20 protein-coding genes and 4 pseudogenes are annotated in these 20,000 nt (G+C 33.9%); 22 read left to right on the top strand and 2 right to left on the bottom strand.

Features of this window, described 5'->3' with window-relative positions; translation table 11 throughout:
* The first annotated feature begins 18 nt into the window (after positions 1–18).
* The 7 genes from I7822_RS05675 (at position 19) to I7822_RS30595 (ending at position 7,306) form a co-directional block, all read left to right on the top strand.
* Positions 19–777 (top strand): SDR family NAD(P)-dependent oxidoreductase, encoded by a 759-nt coding sequence (locus I7822_RS05675; protein ID WP_207975929.1) that lies wholly within the window; start codon positions 19–21, stop codon positions 775–777.
* Positions 778–1,216: 439 nt separating this feature from the next.
* Positions 1,217–1,918 (top strand): GntR family transcriptional regulator, encoded by a 702-nt coding sequence (locus I7822_RS05670; protein ID WP_372442108.1) that lies wholly within the window; start codon positions 1,217–1,219, stop codon positions 1,916–1,918.
* A 366-nt stretch (positions 1,919–2,284) separates the two neighbouring features.
* Complete coding sequence (locus I7822_RS05665; protein ID WP_207975927.1) at positions 2,285–2,725, top strand: cell wall hydrolase; 441 nt, start codon at positions 2,285–2,287, stop codon at positions 2,723–2,725.
* A gap of 344 nt (positions 2,726–3,069) precedes the next feature.
* Positions 3,070–4,131 (top strand): tartrate dehydrogenase, encoded by a 1,062-nt coding sequence (locus I7822_RS05660; RefSeq protein WP_207975925.1) that lies wholly within the window; start codon positions 3,070–3,072, stop codon positions 4,129–4,131.
* Positions 4,132–4,222: 91 nt separating this feature from the next.
* A complete protein-coding gene (locus I7822_RS05655; protein ID WP_207975922.1) occupies positions 4,223–5,569 on the top strand; it encodes a 2-hydroxycarboxylate transporter family protein in 1,347 nt (448 codons plus the stop codon).
* Between the two features lie 174 nt (positions 5,570–5,743).
* Positions 5,744–6,931: a mandelate racemase/muconate lactonizing enzyme family protein gene (locus I7822_RS05650; protein ID WP_207975920.1), complete on the top strand. Its 1,188-nt coding sequence runs from the start codon at positions 5,744–5,746 to the stop codon at positions 6,929–6,931.
* A 288-nt stretch (positions 6,932–7,219) separates the two neighbouring features.
* The gene (locus I7822_RS30595) at positions 7,220–7,306 is read left to right on the top strand and encodes a putative holin-like toxin (protein WP_372442114.1); all 87 of its coding nucleotides are present in this window, start codon (positions 7,220–7,222) and stop codon (positions 7,304–7,306) included.
* A 298-nt stretch (positions 7,307–7,604) separates the two neighbouring features.
* On the opposite strand, the gene I7822_RS05645 is transcribed toward I7822_RS30595, so the two are convergent.
* Complete coding sequence (locus tag I7822_RS05645; RefSeq protein ID WP_207975918.1) at positions 7,605–7,796, bottom strand: hypothetical protein; 192 nt, start codon at positions 7,794–7,796, stop codon at positions 7,605–7,607.
* A gap of 167 nt (positions 7,797–7,963) precedes the next feature.
* Here I7822_RS05645 and I7822_RS05640 point away from each other — a divergent pair, with 167 nt between their 5' ends.
* From I7822_RS05640 to I7822_RS05620, 5 genes are all read left to right on the top strand, one after another.
* Complete coding sequence (locus I7822_RS05640) at positions 7,964–8,983, top strand: SGNH/GDSL hydrolase family protein (RefSeq protein WP_207975917.1); 1,020 nt, start codon at positions 7,964–7,966, stop codon at positions 8,981–8,983.
* Positions 8,984–9,376: 393 nt separating this feature from the next.
* Entirely contained in the window at positions 9,377–9,523 is a 147-nt protein-coding gene (locus I7822_RS05635; RefSeq protein ID WP_207976315.1) for a PDDEXK-like endonuclease domain-containing protein, read from the top strand.
* A gap of 493 nt (positions 9,524–10,016) precedes the next feature.
* Positions 10,017–10,172, top strand: a complete 156-nt coding sequence (locus tag I7822_RS05630; protein WP_207975915.1) for a hypothetical protein — start codon at positions 10,017–10,019, stop codon at positions 10,170–10,172.
* A gap of 88 nt (positions 10,173–10,260) precedes the next feature.
* Positions 10,261–11,175 carry a BAR domain-containing protein gene (locus I7822_RS05625; RefSeq protein ID WP_207975913.1) on the top strand — a complete coding sequence of 305 codons (915 nt, stop codon included), beginning with the start codon at positions 10,261–10,263 and terminating at the stop codon, positions 11,173–11,175.
* On the top strand, positions 11,168–11,347 hold the full coding sequence (locus I7822_RS05620) for a hypothetical protein (protein WP_207975911.1): 180 nt from the start codon (positions 11,168–11,170) through the stop codon (positions 11,345–11,347). Before I7822_RS05625 ends, I7822_RS05620 begins: the two co-directional genes overlap by 8 nt.
* A gap of 172 nt (positions 11,348–11,519) precedes the next feature.
* Here the strand turns inward: I7822_RS05620 and I7822_RS05615 are convergent, their stop codons facing one another.
* Positions 11,520–11,660 (bottom strand): hypothetical protein, encoded by a 141-nt coding sequence (locus tag I7822_RS05615; protein WP_207975909.1) that lies wholly within the window; start codon positions 11,658–11,660, stop codon positions 11,520–11,522.
* Between the two features lie 473 nt (positions 11,661–12,133).
* Here I7822_RS05615 and I7822_RS30590 point away from each other — a divergent pair.
* From I7822_RS30590 to I7822_RS30160, 10 genes and pseudogenes are all read left to right on the top strand, one after another.
* Positions 12,134–12,721: pseudogene (locus tag I7822_RS30590) on the top strand (T7SS effector LXG polymorphic toxin); the annotation flags it as partial.
* An 840-nt stretch (positions 12,722–13,561) separates the two neighbouring features.
* A pseudogene (locus I7822_RS30585) lies at positions 13,562–13,888 on the top strand (HNH/ENDO VII family nuclease); the annotation flags it as partial.
* 29 nt (positions 13,889–13,917) lie between these two features.
* Positions 13,918–14,493, top strand: a complete 576-nt coding sequence (locus I7822_RS05605) for a suppressor of fused domain protein (RefSeq protein ID WP_207975905.1) — start codon at positions 13,918–13,920, stop codon at positions 14,491–14,493.
* 164 nt (positions 14,494–14,657) lie between these two features.
* Positions 14,658–14,828, top strand: a complete 171-nt coding sequence (locus tag I7822_RS05600; RefSeq protein ID WP_207975903.1) for a hypothetical protein — start codon at positions 14,658–14,660, stop codon at positions 14,826–14,828.
* A 698-nt stretch (positions 14,829–15,526) separates the two neighbouring features.
* Positions 15,527–16,114, top strand: a pseudogene (locus I7822_RS05595) (nuclease-related domain-containing protein); the annotation flags it as partial.
* 86 nt (positions 16,115–16,200) lie between these two features.
* A complete protein-coding gene (locus I7822_RS05590) occupies positions 16,201–16,482 on the top strand; it encodes a hypothetical protein (RefSeq protein ID WP_207975902.1) in 282 nt (93 codons plus the stop codon).
* 569 nt (positions 16,483–17,051) lie between these two features.
* Positions 17,052–17,426 (top strand): immunity 22 family protein, encoded by a 375-nt coding sequence (locus I7822_RS05585; protein WP_207975900.1) that lies wholly within the window; start codon positions 17,052–17,054, stop codon positions 17,424–17,426.
* A 37-nt stretch (positions 17,427–17,463) separates the two neighbouring features.
* Positions 17,464–17,912 (top strand): annotated as a pseudogene (locus I7822_RS30410) (DUF4274 domain-containing protein).
* A 766-nt stretch (positions 17,913–18,678) separates the two neighbouring features.
* Positions 18,679–19,659 (top strand): hypothetical protein, encoded by a 981-nt coding sequence (locus I7822_RS05575; RefSeq protein ID WP_207975898.1) that lies wholly within the window; start codon positions 18,679–18,681, stop codon positions 19,657–19,659.
* Positions 19,660–19,802: 143 nt separating this feature from the next.
* Complete coding sequence (locus I7822_RS30160; RefSeq protein ID WP_279381918.1) at positions 19,803–19,931, top strand: hypothetical protein; 129 nt, start codon at positions 19,803–19,805, stop codon at positions 19,929–19,931.
* Positions 19,932–20,000: the final 69 nt, after the last annotated feature.

The raw sequence follows: 20,000 nt of genomic DNA, 5'->3' as shown, positions 1-20,000 counted from the left end.
GAAAAAAGAGGTGTTACTGTGGATTCATTTAAAGGTCAAGTTGTATGGATTACTGGAAGCAGCACAGGTATCGGAAGAGCTGCAGCTATAGAATTTTCTGAAAACGGAGCTGATGTTATTGTTCATGCAAACCATAACATTGATAAGGCACAATCTTTAATTGACGAGATTCAATCAAAAGGCAGAAGAGCTTTTTTAGTACATGGTGATGTTTCAAATAAAGAACACGTGGAATCAATGGTTCAACAAATTAATCAAGAATTTGGGAAAATTAATGTACTAGTAAATAATGCGGGTGCATTGATCCAAAGAGCAAGATTAGAAGATTTAGACGAAGAGTTGTGGGATCAAATTATGGATGTTAATTTAAAATCTGTATATCTCGTAACGAAAGCAGTGCTTCCTCTTATGAAAAAGCAAGGGAAAGGTAGAATTATTAATATTACTTCTATCGCGGCAAAAAATGGAGGGGGAGTAGGTAGTATTGCATATGCAGCATCAAAAGGTGGAGTCAGCACATTAACTAAAGGTTTAGCTAAAGATTTAATTGAATATAATATTTTGGTTAATGCAATTGCTCCGGGAGTAATTACAACCCCATTCCATGACAAGTATTCTACATTAGAACAAAGGGCAAAAATGGTGGAACAGATTCCAATGGGAAGAGAAGGAACCCCTGAAGAGACTGTAGGTTCTATTTTATTTTTAGCATCAAAACATGCTAATTATATAACTGGAGAAATAATAGAGGTTAATGGCGGACAGTTAATGAGCTAGTTTGGCGAATAAAAGGCGCTTTAACAAAATTTTGTACATAATGGCAGGTTCCTAAAACAACAGCAAATGAAAGTGATGATTGTTTAGTAATATCAAGGGAAAACGGTACTTACGTATCGTTTTTTTGTTGTTCAACAGAAAATTATAAATTCTTAACCTTCGGGTAGGTGTTTTAAATTACCTTAATACCATTATAATCAATATTTGTGGGAGTTTTGTTTATTGGGGAAAAGGCTGAATAAGCTAGGATATTTATTCATTTTACACATTTTTCTCACAATGTTTTTCTCAAATTATTTATACGGCTCTAAATTGTAGATGTGCTATAATAGTAAGAAAAGAACAATTCCCAATAATTAGAATAAATTTAATTAGATATGAATAGATTCATAATCTTAATCCTAAAAAATAGATTCAATCCCCATATGAATGAGGTGATATGATGGGTGATTTATCATTAGAAAAACCACAGCCCTATTACGAACAGTTTTACCATATGATTAAAAAGATGATCTATGAAGGGAAGTTTCAGCCTGGAGAACGGATTAACGAAACACAATTAGCAAAAGAGTTTAATGTAAGTAAGAGCCCAATACGAGAGGCAATCCGAATTTTAGAAAAAGAGGGTCTTTTAGTCGTAGAAAAATTAAAAGTCGTTGTGTACGAGCCGACATTAAAGGATGTTAAGGATATTTATTTTTGTCGGAAAGCTTTGGAGTCCTTCGCGGTGAGCCTGACCACCCAAATGGCGAGTGATGAGGAGCTTGGAGAAATTGAAGATTTGTTAGAAAAAACAGAACAAGCGATTCAAGCTAATGAAGACCCCGACACAATCATTATACTCAACGAACAATTCCATAACCTAATTATCAGCTTTACTCGGAATTCACGTCTTCAAAAGCAGGTAGCTGATTTAAAAGGATTAATTTACTACTTTCGCATATTAAATTTTAAAGGTGAAAGTAGAGCAGAAGCCATAATAAAACAGCACCGTACTATTTTTAACTATATGAAAAAAAGAGATGAAAAATTAGCCGCAGAAGAAATGATTAAACATCTTCAACTTGATGTAGAACATTTAATAGAAGTACTTTCTACACCAGATGAAGGTTCTAAAATTGAACTCAAAAAAAATATATAACGTATGAAAAGCTGTGTCTTCGACTGGTAAGTAGTTCTGTTTTTGTGGAGAAACATTGCATGAGCATATCAATTAGCACAGTAATTGGTATGCTCTTTTTCGTTAGTACATCAACTTTTATGAAGAAATAATACAGAAAAATAGTATAGTAAATAGCACCCAAAAAAGCATCCTGACAATACCTATTGTCAGGATGCTTTTTTGGATGCTAATTTCAATGATAATTAGGAGCTATTTTAAAAAGTAAATGACACTAACGGTATAAGGTACCCATACTGAGGGCCTTTCCTAATTCCCCAATGAATTTCACCACTTGGCATTTTTGTAGGCTGTTTTTAATACAAATCTTAGTAGAGGTGATGAAAAGTGACGAGAGTAAAATATAGAGATAGTGACATTGATTTAATTGCACGGATGATGCGGGCAGAGGCAGTGGGTGAAGGGCGACTAGGGATGCTTATGGTTGGGAACGTCATTGTAAATCGAGCAGTAGTTGATTGTTTAGATTTTAAGGATTTAAGAACCATAAGGGATGTAATTTTTCATGTTCAAGGTGGAAATTACTCTTTTGAAGCAGTACAAAAAGGTAGTTTATTTTATAGTCCAGCCAGAGATGTAGAGAGAAGATTGGCACGAAATGTAGTAAAGTTTTGGAGACAACAACCTTCTAAGTATGCTCTTTGGTATTTTAATCCGTATGGTCCTTGTCCACCTACATGGTATAATCAACCATTTGCAGGACAATATAAACAACATTGTTATTATGAGCCACAGGCTAATACATGCGAAAGTGCTTATAGGTATTAAAGAAAGCTTGGCGACAGTTGTTACCTGTTATTCAACTAACGTGGCATTTAATAAGCTATAAACGCTTCAAATCAAAAAGCTTGAGTTTTTTATTTACCTCAAGCTTTTTTTGTGCTGATTACGTTGTTATTTATGTTGCTAATTTCTATGTTATTAACCTGTGATTTTGGATTTTCCCCACGTTATTGGAACTACTTATTCCACTGGACATAACTTTTTATTTTCTAAATATTTATAAAAAAACTTATAAGTAAACCTTGACTATTTTTAGAATATTCCTTATTATTTGATTATAAATACACTACAGTCGACTGACGACTGACTTGGTTTAAGGGGGCTAAAACATGAAAAAGTTGAAGATCGCTTCCATTCCAGGAGATGGTATCGGGAAGGAGGTTGTTCCTGCAGCAATCGATGTTTTGAAAGCGGTATCTGAAATTCACGGAGGGTTATCATTTGAGTTTATGGATTTCCCATATAGCTGTGAATATTACTTAGAACATGGATCGATGATGCCAGAAGATGGACTCAAGAGATTAAAAGATTTTGATTCTATCTTTTTGGGAGCTGTTGGAAATGCTAAGCTCGTACCAGACCATATATCATTATGGGGGTTGTTGATTAAACTTCGACGTGAGTTTGAACAACAAATAAACATTCGCCCTGCAAAGCTACTTAACGGCGTTCGTTCACCACTAGTGAACCCGAAAGACTTTGATCTCATTGTAGTTCGCGAGAATAGTGAAGGGGAATACAGTGAAGTCGGCGGTCGGATCTTTCGTGAAGAAGATGAAATTGCCATCCAAAACAACATCTTCTCACGAAAAGGAACGGAACGTGCCATGCATTATGCCTTTGACCTAGCTGCTAAGCGTAATAAGCATGTGACAAGTGCGACAAAGTCAAATGGAATCGTTCATTCTATGCCATTTTGGGATGAAGTATTTAAAGATGTTGCAAAGAATTACCCAGAGATTGAAACGGATTCACAGCATATCGATGCGTTATCCGCATTCTTTGTCACACATCCGGATAAGTTTGATGTCATCGTTGCTAGTAATCTATTTGGTGATATTTTAACTGACCTTGGTGCAGCAATTATGGGAAGCATCGGAATTGCACCAGCTGGAAATATCAATTGTAATGGGAAGTATCCATCTATGTTTGAGCCTGTTCATGGATCCGCACCAGATATTTATGGAAAGGGAATTGCTAATCCAATTGGCCAAATCTGGACGGCTAAAATGATGTTAGACCACCACGGTGAAAATGAAATTGGCAACGTATTATTAGATGTTGTTGAATGCACGACTGCTGATGGTATTATGACTCCAGATATTGGTGGAAAGCATTCCACCGAGGAAGTAACAGAGGAGATTATTAAACGATTGAAAGAAAAAGCGTAAGAGACGAACCTACTGAATCTATTGGCTAGGAATAGATTCAGCTTTTCCAACAAACTGCAAGCGCTTACTTACTAAAAAAGGAGTGTTTACAATGAGTAATCTGCAAAATGATCCTAATGTTGAAAGTATGGGTATTGAATCAAAAGCTAGGTTGAAAATTGTAGGAATCGATGCACCCATTTTTTTCGTCATTGTCGTTGTGTTATTAATTGGAATTTATATGGAAGCTCTTCCGCAAAACCTAGCTAGTGGACTAATTGTATCAATGGTGTTAGGTATTCTCTTTATGTGGATTGGAGATCAGATTCCTGTCTTTAATACCTTTGGTGGGGGTCCAATTTTATGTATCTTAATACCGGCTTTATTCTTATATTGGGGTGTTTTACCTGATAGTGTAGGAACACTCACAGACCATTTTTACAACGAAATTGGATTTTCTGATTTTGCAGTAACAGGGATTATCGTAGGGAGTATCCTAAGTATGGATCGAAAAATGCTCATGAAAATTGGAAGTCGCTTTTTTATTCCTCTTCTTGGTGGTGTTATTTCAACTTTACTTATTGGAGGACTTGTTGGAGAGTTAATCGGATTTGGTTTTGCTGAAACGATATTCTTTGTAGTAGGCCCAATTATGGGTGGAGGTATGGCCGCAGGTGCTGTTCCAATGTCTGAGATATTTGCTGCAAGTAGCGGTGGGGACGCCGGTGATATACTTGCCAAAATTGCTCCTGCCGTTATGGTTGGGAACATGGTCTGTATCCTATTTGCTGGTGCTCTTAACGGGTTAGGAAAAAGAAAGAATCGTTCCAAAAACTTCTCCGGTGATGGAGAAATGATCAGATTGAAAGATGGTCAGAAAAGAATTGACCTTAGTGGCGGTGAGTCTTCTAAATTTGAATTTTCGATCAATAGTCTCATTATAGGGATCATTGTTGCAACAACTGTTTTTGCTTTCGGAAAAATTGTAGCTACTATTTTCCCTACATTCCACGCTTACGTGTACATTATTCTTGCAGCAGCTGCTTTAAAAATCTTTAATGTTCTACCTGAATATATTGAAAAAGCAGCAGAAGATTGGTATGACCTAATCACAAAAGCATGGGTACCTGCAATCTTAGTTGCGATCAGTGCGGGTATGGTTGACTTTAAAAGTGTTATTGAAATTGCGACCAACCCAAGCTATATCACATTAGTCGTATTAACTGTTGTTATCGCTGTATTAGCAGCTGGTTTCTTGGGATTATTAGTAGGCTTCTATTTTGTAGAATCTTCTATTGCTGCAGGTCTTGGTATGGCAGACATGGGTGGTTCCGGAGACGTTGCGGTATTAAGTGCTGCAGAACGTATGGGCTTAATGCCATTCTTGCAAATTTCATCACGAATTGGTGGAGCTATCATGTTAGTGATTCTATCTATAATAGCACCATTTCTAATGTAGGGTAATCTTGTACACTATTAAATAATGGAAAATGGAGGGAAATATGACGGGTAGCCAATATCTGTTGTGTTTTCCTTTAGTTTTTATCTTTACTACATATAGAAGAAGCAGTGATAATAATCAATTATATTTGTTTGATGTTTTTAGAACAGATATGAAAGAGGAGGGAATGAAATGAAAATTACCGATGTTCAAGTCATACGAGCAAATCGTTTTTTGTATGTTAAAGTATTTACCGATGAAGGATTAACAGGTTTAGGAGAGTCGGGTGCATGGGGATTTTTAGATGCTTCTGCCGAAGCTATTAACACGTTTAAATCTTATTTAATCGGTAGGGATCCTTTACAAATTGAGCATCACTGGCAATATATGTACCGCTCCTTCCATTTTAGGGGAGCAGCGATTATGGGAGCCATTAGTGCAATTGATATTGCCCTTTGGGACATTGCGGGCAAACGGTTTAATGTCCCTACTTATATGCTTCTAGGTGGAAAAACAAGAGAAAAAGTTAGAACATATTACCACGTAGCAGGTGAGACGACTGAAGAACTTGTTGCCAACTGTGTAAAGGCGAAGGAAATGGGCTTCAACGCTATTGGCCACCTGTCACCTTTTCTCGATGAACCACGAAATAAACCTTATTTTCTCACATATGCGAGGATGATCAATGAGGCAGTAGATCGTGTCGGCATGATTCGGGATGCGGTTGGAGATGACGTAGACTTATGTTTAGAGCTACATCGTCGTATGAAGCCGGGTGAAGCAGTAGCCTTTGCACAAGCTGTTGAACAATATCATCCATTCTTTTTAGAGGATCCGACAACACCAGATAATTTTGATTCCATGGGATTAATTGCAAGTAAATCAAACGTTCCAATTGCAACCGGTGAACGAATCCATACGATTCAAGAATTTGCAATGCTACTATCAAGAAATGCAATGTCCTATGCACGTGCAAGTGTTTGTTTATGTGGTGGAATCACAGGTGCGAAAAAAATTGCAGCAATTGCAGAAGCTCACGGTGTACAGGTTGTACCACATAACCCCTTGAGTCCAGTTAGTACAGCTGCTTGTATGCAAATTGCGATTTCAACTGAAAACGTTGCGATACAAGAGTTGCCAGATCATGAAACTGTTTCTGCAACAGAAAGGTTTACAAGTTCTAATAACGTTGATGGAAGCAAATTTAAACAAAGTGATATGGTAACCTGGGTACCTACAGTGAAGGACGGATTTATTGAAGTTGAGGAGAGGGTTGGAATTGGAATTGACTTGGTTGAAGATATAGAGGAAAGATTCCCTTACGAGCGTCGAATTGTAAATACTAGATTACATATTGATGGATCGATTGTGGATCAATAGGAGTTTCTAGCTATTTCTGTCGTGTAATAGTTCCACATAAAAAGTCAGGTATTTTACCTGACTTTTTACTTTATTATATTTGATTAGGAATTAGATCCTTTATTTCCCCTTCAGATTTTTCTAAGACCTCAAGCCATAACTCGACAAGATTATCACCATCTATTAATTCAATGTAAGCGATTTAACCAAAAGAGAACAAATATTCCCTTTTGTGGTATAAAAGAATTGTATTAGTTAGTAAACTCAAGGGTTGGTCAGCGTTCACCTGCAAGAAAGGGGGGATGCTTTATGATGAGAGTATTTCAAACGTTAATGCTGATAATCGCATTTGCAAGTTTGGTGTTGTCAATCATATCGTTTAGAGACAAAAATTAACCCACCCTTGAGCTTTGCACGGCGATAGGGTGAATTATTTACCTAAATAGCTGATCCCCCCTTGAAGGGAATTAGCTATTGTATGACTGTTTGGTGTTCGAGCACCGAACAGTCTTTTTTAGTTTATGTTTTCTCTATTATTATCATAACCAAAGATTCAATGATTGAAAAACAAAGCAAATAAGATGCTATATTAACACCATCTATTAATTCTTCTATGTCTAATCCCTCAGCATATTACTTAGAGCTTTTGTAAGTGATCCAGTGAAATCGACATAACCACCTTTTGCATCATTTTTCACTTTGTTGAATGTACCAACGCAATTAGATCAAAACCTGGGTCACCTTGAAAACATTTAACTTGCCCTAAATAAATGCCTTCGTTTGTTCGATGCTCAAAATCAATCCCAAAATCACCAGTTGTAGGGGAAACCCAAGTGCTGTTACCTTTACTTCGTTCAATCGCTTCTGCAACAAAATATACAAACAATGTAGGTTCTTGCTTTATATCATGACGAATACTTTTGTGGATTATCTGGATGTTCTTTTTTAAATCTAAGATATAAACTTATTTTATGTAAGGTAACATTCATGTTAAAATAAGAAAATTGTTTATAATAATCAAACAATAAAACAAATCGATTGGTGTGGTTAAACATGCGAAGAAGGAAACTAACGCTCATTCTTGCTAGTTTACTAGTAGTGTGCTTTAGCCTATACTTATTTCTTTCTAATTCTAATCAAACAAAACAGTTAAATGTAGAAACATCTGTTAAGAATGGAGCGGCAGATTCTGATGAACTGACAGATCAATCTATAACTGAAGATAAGAAGGTTTCTGAAAATACTGTTCCTGAAAAAGAGGTAAAGGTTGAAGATATTTCTATTGATATGGCAGAAAAAGAAGAGGAAGAAGTCGTAAGTGGCGAGAATGATAAAACTACCACAATATCTGATGGTATAAAGGAAAAGGTTAGGGAAGTCGTAGAAGGTGTCATCAAATTATTCAAGAAGGATCTAGAAGTCGTGGCAATCGGTGATTCTCTCACTCAAGGTGTAGGAGACGAAACAAAAAATGGCGGTTATGTCGGGATTTTAAATAACACGTTTCAAGATAATAACATCAATGTTACCATTAAAAACTATGGTAAAAGAGGAAACCGGACAGACCAATTAGTAAAACGTCTAGAAAAGAAAGAGATTGCAGCATCCATTCAAAAGGCTGATGTTGTTTTCATCACAATTGGCGCCAACGACATTATGAAAATTGTTCGAAACAATTTTATGAACCTCAATATAGAGCTTTTTAATCAAGAAAAACCAGAATATCTTGAGAGATTAAGAGTAATTTTGAATAAGATCAATGAATTAAATCCAGACACAAAAATTTATTTGATTGGTTTTTATAATCCATTCGATCGTTATTTTGCTGATCTTGAAGAATTACAAACGATTGTTGAAGATTGGAATGAATCGAGTAAACTCGTTACTGAAGAATTTGAAAATGTGGAATATATTCCAACTTCTGATTTATTTAGTGATTCCGAAATAGAGTTATTAGCTGATGATTATTTCCACCCAAACACTACAGGATATAAACTTATGGCAAAGCGGATCTTAGAGAACATGGAAGAAGTGAGTGTCGAGCAAGAGGCCATGAACGAAGATGTAGAATAAAGACTTTTTCACTACTTTTTTTAAAATGAAATTAAAATAGAACACCCGTTCTGAGTTTTGGTATAATTTTATTAAAAATAGGTAAACTCAAGGGTGGTCAGCGTTACCCCAGTAAGAAAGAAAAGAAAAATCGTAAAATGATTCAATTGATCTTCAAGTAAATACTGACATAAAAGCAGAGAAAGTAACCCTTCTCTGCTTTCAAAACTCGTATTGTATATTTCTCTTCTTTAAATAATAATCTACATTTTCTTTTGTTACTAATTTATAAGGAAGAAAGTATGACTTCGCAATCGTACCTTTCTTAATTTTCCTTAATTTTTTGTAGTACAGTTAAGAGAGGTATTAATATAGCGTCACAGTGACGTAAATTTATTACCTCACGATCAAGCTATTTTACACCCTAATCATCCTGAGAAGTATATTCTTGGAATTGAATGTGATGGTGCTATGTACCATAGTTTACCTTCAGCCAAAGAAAGGGACGTATATAGACAAAAATTTTTAGAAACAAATGGGTGGAAGATCACTCGAATTTAGAGTAGAAATTGGTGGAAGAACTCAAGTCCGGAAATTGAAAAGATTGAACAATTGGTAAAAAAATTGGTTAGAGAAGAGAGTATTAAGGAGGAGGTTATGGCATAAAACTGTTATAGGTATACCTATTTTTGTATGAATGCAACCCAAATCCTGTCATTTTTTATAGATCATAAGCAATACCATCTCCATCACGATCCTATTTACTACTATAGCCAGGCTCTCCCTTTCTATTTTGAGCTGCACCAGCATCTCTTACTTCTGAAAAACATGCTAATGTATTACTGTTTGGTGTTCAAGAACAGTCTTTTTTAGTTTCTACTAATTACAACTAACTTGGTTTCCCTTTCTCATAGTATAACTTATAAGTTTATACCCAGTAATAAAGATTAATAGGCCTAATATCTCTGTTTAAATTTGTCAAAAATGGATAAACATTAGCGGTGAAATTCTCTATAATAGACTTAGACATCAATTTTAAGGAGAGATACCCAGTTTGGATCAAAATTTAATGAAGACAATTAAGCAAATTGTAAAGATGTCAGAAGGTCTAGATGAATTAATTAAAGAATTAAGGAGATTAAAAGAAACGACGGAGGACGTGTCATTAAAAGATCGCATGAAAAAAAAAGAAGTGGAAAAAGTTTTTTGAGCTTCTAGATAAGGGTACAAAATGGAGAGGTTACGCATTACTAATAATTGCAGTATTTGGTGTAATTGATTTTATAACTGGTAGGGGAATGAGTGGTGAGATTTCCAATTTAATTACTTCGTTTAATCATTGGAAATTGGTGGGGGTTTTGAGTTTACTATTATTACTTATTATTATTTATAATTACTGGTTTAAACTATCATTATCTAAAGATCTAGCGGATATAGAGAAGAAGGACTACCACAACATTCATGGTTATAAATCGGATAAGCCAAGAGAATATCTTGCTTTAAAAGATATTGTAGAAGATGCTGATAAGTTTTTATTTAAAGAGTTAGAAGATATAATCGAGCAAACTAGTATGAAAGACATTCTTGCCTTAAGCGAAAAATTGGATAAGGTTAGAGGTGAAAAAGATAAAAATGATGAAGAGTATCGTGAATCAATAGCTGATGTAAAGGCTAAGTCACAAATTGTGAAAGATGCATACGATGGTAAAATTAAAGAGTTGTTATACATAAACAAAAGTTTATTATCAGACTTGAAAATATACAAAAACCTTTTTAAGGATTACGAAGAAAGTAGATTACATATTTCTTCAGTTTCTTTCCCAGAAGGGCATATTATTTATGAAGTTCACAGTAAGTATTTAGAATATGTAGATTCGTACAATGTGCAAGTATCTTATGAAAAGACGGTACATAAGCCGCAATCTTTAAATATTGATAAATGTAAAGATTCTAGGTTAATAGCTGCCTATGATCCTAATAGGTATTTTCATAGTGGTAAGAAATTTGCTTCTTTTCGTTTAACGGTAGACACCAGGGAATTTATAATAGCTGTTGTTTTGGATGCTGAATTGATGAAACAATTGGAATTAAACAACGAAAATGCTAAAATTAAATTAAAAGAGATGCATTTTCTGTTAAGGCAATATCTTAATATGCTGTATGTAAATGGAGTACTGCTACAATCCAAAAAGGGGGAAGTTAATAATGGGTAAGTATGATATTAAAACTTATGATGGAACAGTCATTGAAGTTAAATCGTCCCCGAAAAACTACTATGAGCGAGTTTTTTCTGAAAGTGAAGAGTTACTAAAAGATGGCTTTAAAGGTTTGAATGAAGCTTTAGAAAAAGCTGAAAATATAGCAAAAAAAGCAGTTAGTAGTTAAATAACTGCTCAGGCTGTTCAGAATATGAAAAAGATCGCCACTCACCTAGCCAAGTTAGATTAGGTGAATGGGCGATCTTTTTTTAGAAATCCTCATAAGGTAAATTAAGTTGTTTGAAAAACACGTATTTTCTAAACAATCTGAGCATTTTAAGTAGTTATCTAACTGCTTTTTATTTAAATTTATTTTCTGCTGCTTTGAAAGATTCATTCAATTTTTTTACTGCTTTTTCTATTTTTTTATCATGCTTCAGCATGAGATTTATATAATCTTCTTCTTTAGCTTCAGGTGGATCTTTTTCGAACTTCCTCATGTATAACCACTCCTTGTTTAAATGCACTTATATTTACTTATGAAGACTTTTCGTTAGATATGCTTTTTATTAAAAATTAGACTTCTTATATCTATGCCACTTCGTATAAGGCTTTAAACTTCAACAAATACATCCGATTGTAATTCAAATCTAGTGATTATTAATAAATCCTTGTAAAGATGAGGCATTTAAAGGTCCGTAAAAACAATCTAAGGTAGAACGCATATAATATTGAGAGCTACTGACTTTTTTGTTTTAATAATAAAACAGTGTTTTTATCCCATTGGAATTGCTTTGCGGTAGGTTAATATTCCCGTTTTTGTAAAATGTTTCATTAAAATGATGTACTAAATTCACAAACTATGATATTGGTAAATAGTGGGAGATGCGCAACGATTAATAGTAACTTCATTATTGCATGATATCGTCTCATTACTTGCCGGTAGGAAAAATAAGGAGGTGCAGAGGACGATTTGAAGGTATTGGATACAAAACCATTCATACATACAATGGAAGGTAGATTACAAGAATACAATTATTTAAGAGAACAGCTTGAACAGGTAAAACGAAAATGCAATGCCATCGTAAATCTAGATGATCAGTTCAAAGGCAAAGGAGCTGATGCGATCAAGAGCTTTTACCAAGCGCAAATCGATGTTGTAGAAGCATGGCTTCGCCTGATCGATAGACAAATCGCTTTTTTAAATGGAATTCAAGGAAGTACGGAAGAGAAGGATCTATCGGACAATACAGTTATTCATCTTCCATTACTTGAGGATGAACTAGTACATCACATACGAAACCAAAAGGAAATGGTTGCAAGCCAGCAGGATGAGTTGCAAAGGATTTTCAACAGAATTGATGACCTCATTTCCCTTAACGCTTTTTCAACGGATAGTTTTGAGAACCATATTGAAAAAGCAGATATAGACCGAAAAGATACCATCGATGCCGTCAATCAGTTTGATCAAGAATTAAAATCAGAATACACTTTATCAGAAGGTGATGAGCAATATGTGGTCGCACTTTTTCAACAATTAATCGAAGTATCACGCCAAGGCAATACAATCTCACCGATCCATTTCAACTCAGCAGCCTATAAAGCTAGTGATGTCTATCAATTAAAAGCACAGACTGAACAACAAACAATCGATTATCTAGCATACAAACAAAATCAAGAAGAGGTTCGAAAACAACAAGCTGAAATCGAAGCAGAGATCGCAGCAGAGATCGCAGCTAGAAATAGGGAAAAAGCAGAATTTGCGAAATTAAACCCCATTGAAAAAACGGTACATAGCTTCAAAGAAATCGGAAACGACTTTTGGGATGGCCTAGAAGATCGGAACGAAAAGAAATTTGATTCAGTATACGACTTCGGAAATTACCTAACTATAAGATCTTTCGACACAGCTAAAACAATGTATCAAGGGATGGAAGACAGAGCCCATGTCGCGATGAATTCCCCGTATGATTTTGTGAATTACATAAGCATGGGAACGCTTGACCTAGGAAATGGAGCGATAAACCCAGAAGAAAGCTTTTCAAAAGAGCACTGGTTGAGTAGTATAGGGTTAGCTAGTATTCTAGCAGGTGGAGCGAAGCCAATTGTGCGTGCGTCTAAAACACCGAGTTTACAGGATCGGAACTTGGTTCTTGAGAAGACAGTTGATAAAGCACATGAACTTACTACAAAGACAAAATCACATGTCAATTATGTCATTGGTGAAGTAAAAGGCGGCATTCACGTATTGTTGAATGAAATGAATGATAATAACAAATTGGCTTATAGTTTAAATGGTGAAGGCTTAAAGATCCCGTTTAATGTGTTGGATACCGAAGCGGTTAAGAAGGTTTTGGATAGGGTTTTGTCGAAGTTTTCTTGGAGTGGTGTTGGTAAGGGTAAAGGTAAAGTTGATAAGACGTATAGTAGACCTACTGGATTTAGAAAAGGTGTTAGAGATGAAGTCTGGGAAAAAGCTAAAAATATAGATGGAAATGTCAGAGACCCACTTACAGAGACAATTATGAATAAAGATGAGCCTTGGGATATGGGACACAAACCAGGTTATGAATTTAGAAAGCACCAACAAAGTGCTATGGAAAGAGGTATCACGAGGAGAGAATTTTTGGATGAACATAATAATCCAGACCATTATATCCCAGAATTACCATCCTCCAATAGGAGTCATAAAGGAGAAGATTTAACAGATGATTATTTTGGAGATTAAAAATCGGTTATCATTTTGGGAGGTTTACTATGACAATTACGAAAGAGAATAAAATTATAGCAAGAACAGCTTTAGAAGTATTCGGAGGAAAGCCTAATGTATCTAAGTATTGGGACAATAATAATGTTAGTAATATTGATATATTAGCGACAACGGATAGACCTTATGATGGTGTTACATCTTACTCTACTATTGGGTTATCTGATTATTCAATTGGATACTCAGTCGATGAAAAGCCTTTAAGAATAGAAATTGTAGGAGCTAGTGCAACAAGATTTGAATTTTTTCCTAATATACTATCTACATGTGCCTTCAATATAATAAATACAAAGTTATCTATTTCTCATGGTGAAATATTCAAGGGAGTAGTGAAAATGTACTATCCAGAAAGTGAGATGGAACATGTACTATTTACGTCACCTTTTTTATGGGAAAAACTTAAGACCATAGATTTCCCTAATAAAAAAGTTACATGGTTACTTGCAGTTCCTATTTCAACAAAAGAGTTCTTGTATGCTGAGAAAGAAGGTAGAAAAGCACTTGAAGATTTGTTCGAGCAAAAGGAAATAGATATATTTGATATAAGAAGAAACTCTGTTCTTTAAGTATGTATTTACCATGATTAGCTAATGCTTTTCAAGGTTCTTTTTAATGAGGGATACACTTCTTCCAACCATTCGATCGTTATTTTGCTGATCTTGAAGAATTACAAACGATTGTTGAAGATTGGAATGAATCGAGTAAACTCGTTACTGAAGAATTTGAAAATGTGGAATATATTCCAACTTCTGATTTATTTAGTGATTCTGACATAGAGTTATTAGCTGATGATTATTTCCACCCAAACACTACAGGATATAAACTTATGGCAAAGCGGATCTTAGAGAACATGGAAGAAGTGAGTGTCGAGCAAGAGGTCATGAACAAGGATGTAGAATAAAGACTTTTTCACTATTTTTTTAAAAATGAAATTGAAACAGAACACCAGTTCTGAATCGTGGTATAATTTTATTCGAAAATAGGTAAGGTTTTCAGCGTTACCCCAGTAAGAAAGGGGTGATGCTTATAATGACAGTTTTTCAAACGTTAATACTTATGATCGTATTTCAAGTTTGTTGTTGTGCATCATATCGTTTAGATACAATAATCACCCAGCCTTGAGTATTGCAGCGGAATAGGGTAAATTTTTTATCAACAAATCTGATCCCTTTGAAGGGAACTTAGCTATTGTGTGACTGTTTGGTGTGCCAGCACCGAACAGTCTTTTTTAGTTTCTGCTAAACAACTAATGTGAATCAAAAGCTGATGTAAAGGCTAAGTCACAAATTGTGAAAGAAGCATACGAAGGTAAAATTAAAGAGTTGTTATACATAAACAAAAGTTTATTATCAGACAAGAAAATATATAAAAGCCTTTTTAGAGATTACGAAGAAGTAAATTACATATTTCTTCAGTTTCTTTCCCAGAAGGGCAGATGATTCATCTGTCTTTTTTGTGTTTTTATTTGATATTTTCATTTACAACGGATACTAGATTAATGGATTAAATGAAAAAACAATTTAAATTTTATTAATCTCCAATCCAAAATCAAAATCGGGTTACACTCAAATAGATCATGTTGTATGAACACCATTTGCTGTTTTTGTTATTGAAACAAAGAACTTTCAAGAAACAATCTATGGTGGAAGAGATAGAAAGACATGGTCTGTTAATGGTAAGTTTAGTATGCTTAATCCATTTCATCAGAACTATGGTCATATCTCATTATTAAAAGCTATAGTACCTATAGAAAGTTCTAATATTGTATCCAGCGTATCTTTCACTAAACGATGCACATTCAAAGTAGATTTTGAACTAAGAAATATCCAATCAAATGACTTAATTGTTTATGATATTGAATTATCTGAGTTCATTACTAGAAAGCTGAACGTCCTTAAGCTTCTAAAAGGATCACCAGTTTATTCTGAAAATGAAATAGAGAAGATGTACTTACTGATAAATCAAGTTAACTTAGTAGATCAAGAGGTCAGAGAGAGGCATGTTCAAATTCTTAAAGGAAGTACAAGTAATGGAAACTCCAATGATGAAAAGAAAGAGCAAGAAAAAGAAAAATGCAAAGTATGTGGAACTGTTGTTAGTAAAAAAGTAAATGAATATTGCTTAACAAATAAGAAGAGGTTCAACGGTGAAATATACTGTTATGAACATCAAAGGGTTATCAAATAAATTATAAAATATGTATTAATAAGTTAAATATGGTACAAATTAAATGAAAAAGTATAACAAATTATAAAGTTATGGGGGTTATTCAATTGAATGAAATAAAAGACTTACTAACTAAGGCATTAAAAGCTAACAAAGAACTAGTAAAAGGGAAACTATTCAGTGTTGAAGCTCAATTTAATGGTGAAAGTGGAGATGATGAGGACTTTATAAAGCTTTATGCTAATGGATCTGTAATTGCAGTGTATGAAGCTAATGAAAAAGATTTAAATATTATCAATTGGGATTATAAGAAAGAAGTTAAGTACTTTGGTGATTGTCTGGAAGAGGAAGGTATGGAGGTTTATGTTGATGAAGGATTAATGGACTGACACTTCTAAATAGGTTAGCTTTTCTAATGATTATTCCAAACAACATATTCGTATCACTTGGTCACCAGCAAAAAAAGCCTTGAGGTATTCCCTATTGAATAACTGGATTAATAAACGTAGTGAATTACTATCAAATCATTAGTCGAAAAAACATATTGCAAATAACATGGGGAATCTATACAAAAACTAAGGTGTACCAATTTTGTATAGCTTATTTGCATAATAAAAAAGAAGATAACTAAAGCAATTATATAAATCTCAAACTAGTTTACTAGAGTATTATTATGTAAACTAAGAAGAATGGACGGTGTTAAAATGTCATTAGAAACATAGAAGCAGCAAAAAAATACACACTGGATGAAGAATACATAAGAAGCTCCGAAGAAAAACGCCAACAATTTATTCAGCGATTCCCAATTGAGTCATTGCAAGAAATGACAATTGAAGATTATGCAGATACTTTTACAAGGGATGCATTCATTTATTAGCTAAATAAATTAGTTTTCTAGCAAATGAATTATGTTTCGTCTTTACCAGAAGGTCTTAGATTAAAGTAGGAGGATACTATAATGGAAAAACAAGGATGGGTTTCTATTTGGTTAGGTAATATTAAAGAAGAGGACTCTATAGGAGAGTATGTAGATTTAATGTATGATGAGGATGGCGAGTCTGTCCCTTCCAAATTTTTTATAGATTTTAATATTGATATGGATGAAACAGATGAAGATACTATAGAAAAAGCGGTCTATAAGAATAGTAGTAGTGATATTTCCACATTATTAGATGAGTGTTCGTATGAAGAAATTATCATCCCAAAAATTAAGAAAAATATAGATTTAAATAAATCATATAATGCAGTAATTCTAATATATAACTTTGAATATATAAAAGAGATTACTTCAGCTGGCGCTTTTGATTTTATTACTGCTACAAATTATGAGTAAGAATACGCTTGATAAGTATGGAGAATAGCTTTAGTTGATGGATAACACAGAGATTAGTTTTCTGGAAGAGTTGCTTTATAATAAAAATAGTATAATCAGTCAGTTGAGTAATGTAGACAACCCACTAATACTCCATTTTTTGCAGCAAATTATAATTGGAATAGTGGATTTGATGTACCAACAGTTATTTTAGAAAATGAGGCTTGTGATTTAGGGACGGGTTTACTAATGTTTTATTATGCAGACGGCTATCGTTTGTTAGAAAATTCAGATGAATTTTCAAGTTCTTCATTAGAGGAATGGGAAGATTTTTTGAGTAAGATTTATAATAAACTTATAAACTTAGAATTTAAATCTCAGTGTATTTCCTTTGACCCAGAATTAACAAAAATTCAAAAGTATAAGTTGAAAAAGAATAACCCAAACCTTCATGATATTCTTATTAGTAAATCCCTAGGCGAAGATGTTGATATTCCTAAAATATAATGTGATTGTGTTAAAACCTTGATTGGCAAAGTGCCTTCCAAGGTTTTTTTTGAGGGGCTACCTACTACCTAGTGCCACTTATTATTTACGATAAACCTTATTATATGCCCTATATGATGTTTTAACAAATTATATAGTACGTTAAACCCTGTCCACATTTTCTGAACAAAAATGGCTTATTGTATTTGGACGAAGCCCTGTCGTAACGAAGGGGGTAATATCATGAAAGTTATCGGATATATTCGAGTATCTAGACAAGTAGGGGAATGAGTGAATGAGATTTCCAATTTATTACTGATAACACGCCAATAACTTACGAATTAAACAGGCTTGATGGTTTAAAAATATAATTAAGCACATGATATCTTTTAGGCAACTGGTGTTTTTTTATGAGATATTTAAGCTTTGGACGATATGAATGAAACTTTACTGATTTCCATGATGTATTTAAAGTCCACCATTGTTTGTAATCCATATAAGTATATCTAATTTTATTCTAAAGCAATATATTAAATTGAATTTATTGATCCCTTTTTAAAGGAGTATAAAGATAGATAACCGAAGAGAGAATGAATGAAAGGAGAAAAAAGAACACTGTTGCAAAAGCAATCAAGCTATGTTTAAAAATCGTGGAAAAACAATCATCATAAACTCTATTGCCCTGTTTCGTAACAATTAGATATTACTTTTCGTTACACAACTTTTCATTTTATTTATTCATGGTTATTTATGATTACTTATTATCTAAATGCGAGGTTTCTATATCATGTACAACATTCAAGAAAACAAAGCCATAAAAGTTGATGCAGTCACTTTTTCAGAACTACAAATGCTGGAAAACGATATTGAAGAATTATTAAGATGCAATATCGACATGGTATGTGATGAAGAAGAATCAATGTTAATTGTAGGTCGACAGGTTAGAAATGCCCACCATGGTAGAAGTGATCTTACTGCAGTCGATAACAACGGGAATATCGTTTTAATTGAAATCAAAAGAGACCGTAAAAATATCGAATCACGTAAAGAAGCATTTGAATTTCAAGCTATACGATATGCAGCCAGTTATGCAACGATTGAAGATCCTGAAGATCTTGTAAACAAAATCTATGCACCTTATATAGAAAAATACCGTACTGAATTCGAAAATAAATCTTTGACAAGTACGGAATTAGGAAATCGAAAGCTAACAGAGTTTTTACATGTAAATGGAGCCGAAGCTAATTTTAATAAGAACCAAAAGGTTATCTTAGTGGCCTCTGAATTCGATGAACAAACACTTTCTGCGGTCGCATGGTTAAATAGTAATGGCGTTAATATAAGTTGCTATAAACTAATTCCCTATAAAATAAATGGTGATGTTTATATAAACGTCGAAAAGTTATTACCGTTAAATGACTACCATGATTATTATGTTGATTTCTTAGAGAAAACTACTGCATTAAAGAAAACAGGAAAAAAACTATCACGCAGAAACCTACCAAAAATTGATTCGATGCTTGAGTGGGGTGTGGTCAAAGCTGGTGACACCATCCTTGCAAAAGACCGTAGTGAAGAGGCAAAGCTATTAAAAAATGGTAATGTACTTATTAATGGTGTTGAACTATCCATGCAAAAATGGCTAAAAGAACTGTACGGTTGGTCCAGCATTCAAACATATGTTTTTGCAATACATAAAGATAGTGGGAAGTCCTTATCTAAAATTCGTGAAGAGTATATGAATGCAATAATGGAAAATAGTGAGTAATTATATACATTTTTACTTTATGAGGTTCGACCACGACCACCGGTATCTTTAAGTAAAAACGAGTTAATATTAAAAATTATAAAGCACTCACAAATGTTGGTATATCAATGTTTGTGAGTATTTTTTGTTTTGGTGGAAAACGGATGGGGAAATTAGGATATGAATTTGTTTTACACATTTTTCAAACAGAGGCTTGGACTGATCACTACCTAGATATTCCTAATATTATGTTGATAAAATTAATAAATCTATTTATTGAAATAAAGATATAATAAGAATTCTATTAATTTTGCAAGGTATTGAAAATACTCAAGAAATGATAAAATTAGCAAAGGGGGATT

This window comes from Metabacillus bambusae, assembly GCF_017497975.1.
GTDB lineage: Bacteria > Bacillota > Bacilli > Bacillales > Bacillaceae > Metabacillus > Metabacillus bambusae.
The sequence above is the reverse complement of the archived record's forward strand: the minus strand, read 5'-3'. Positions and strand labels throughout refer to the sequence as shown.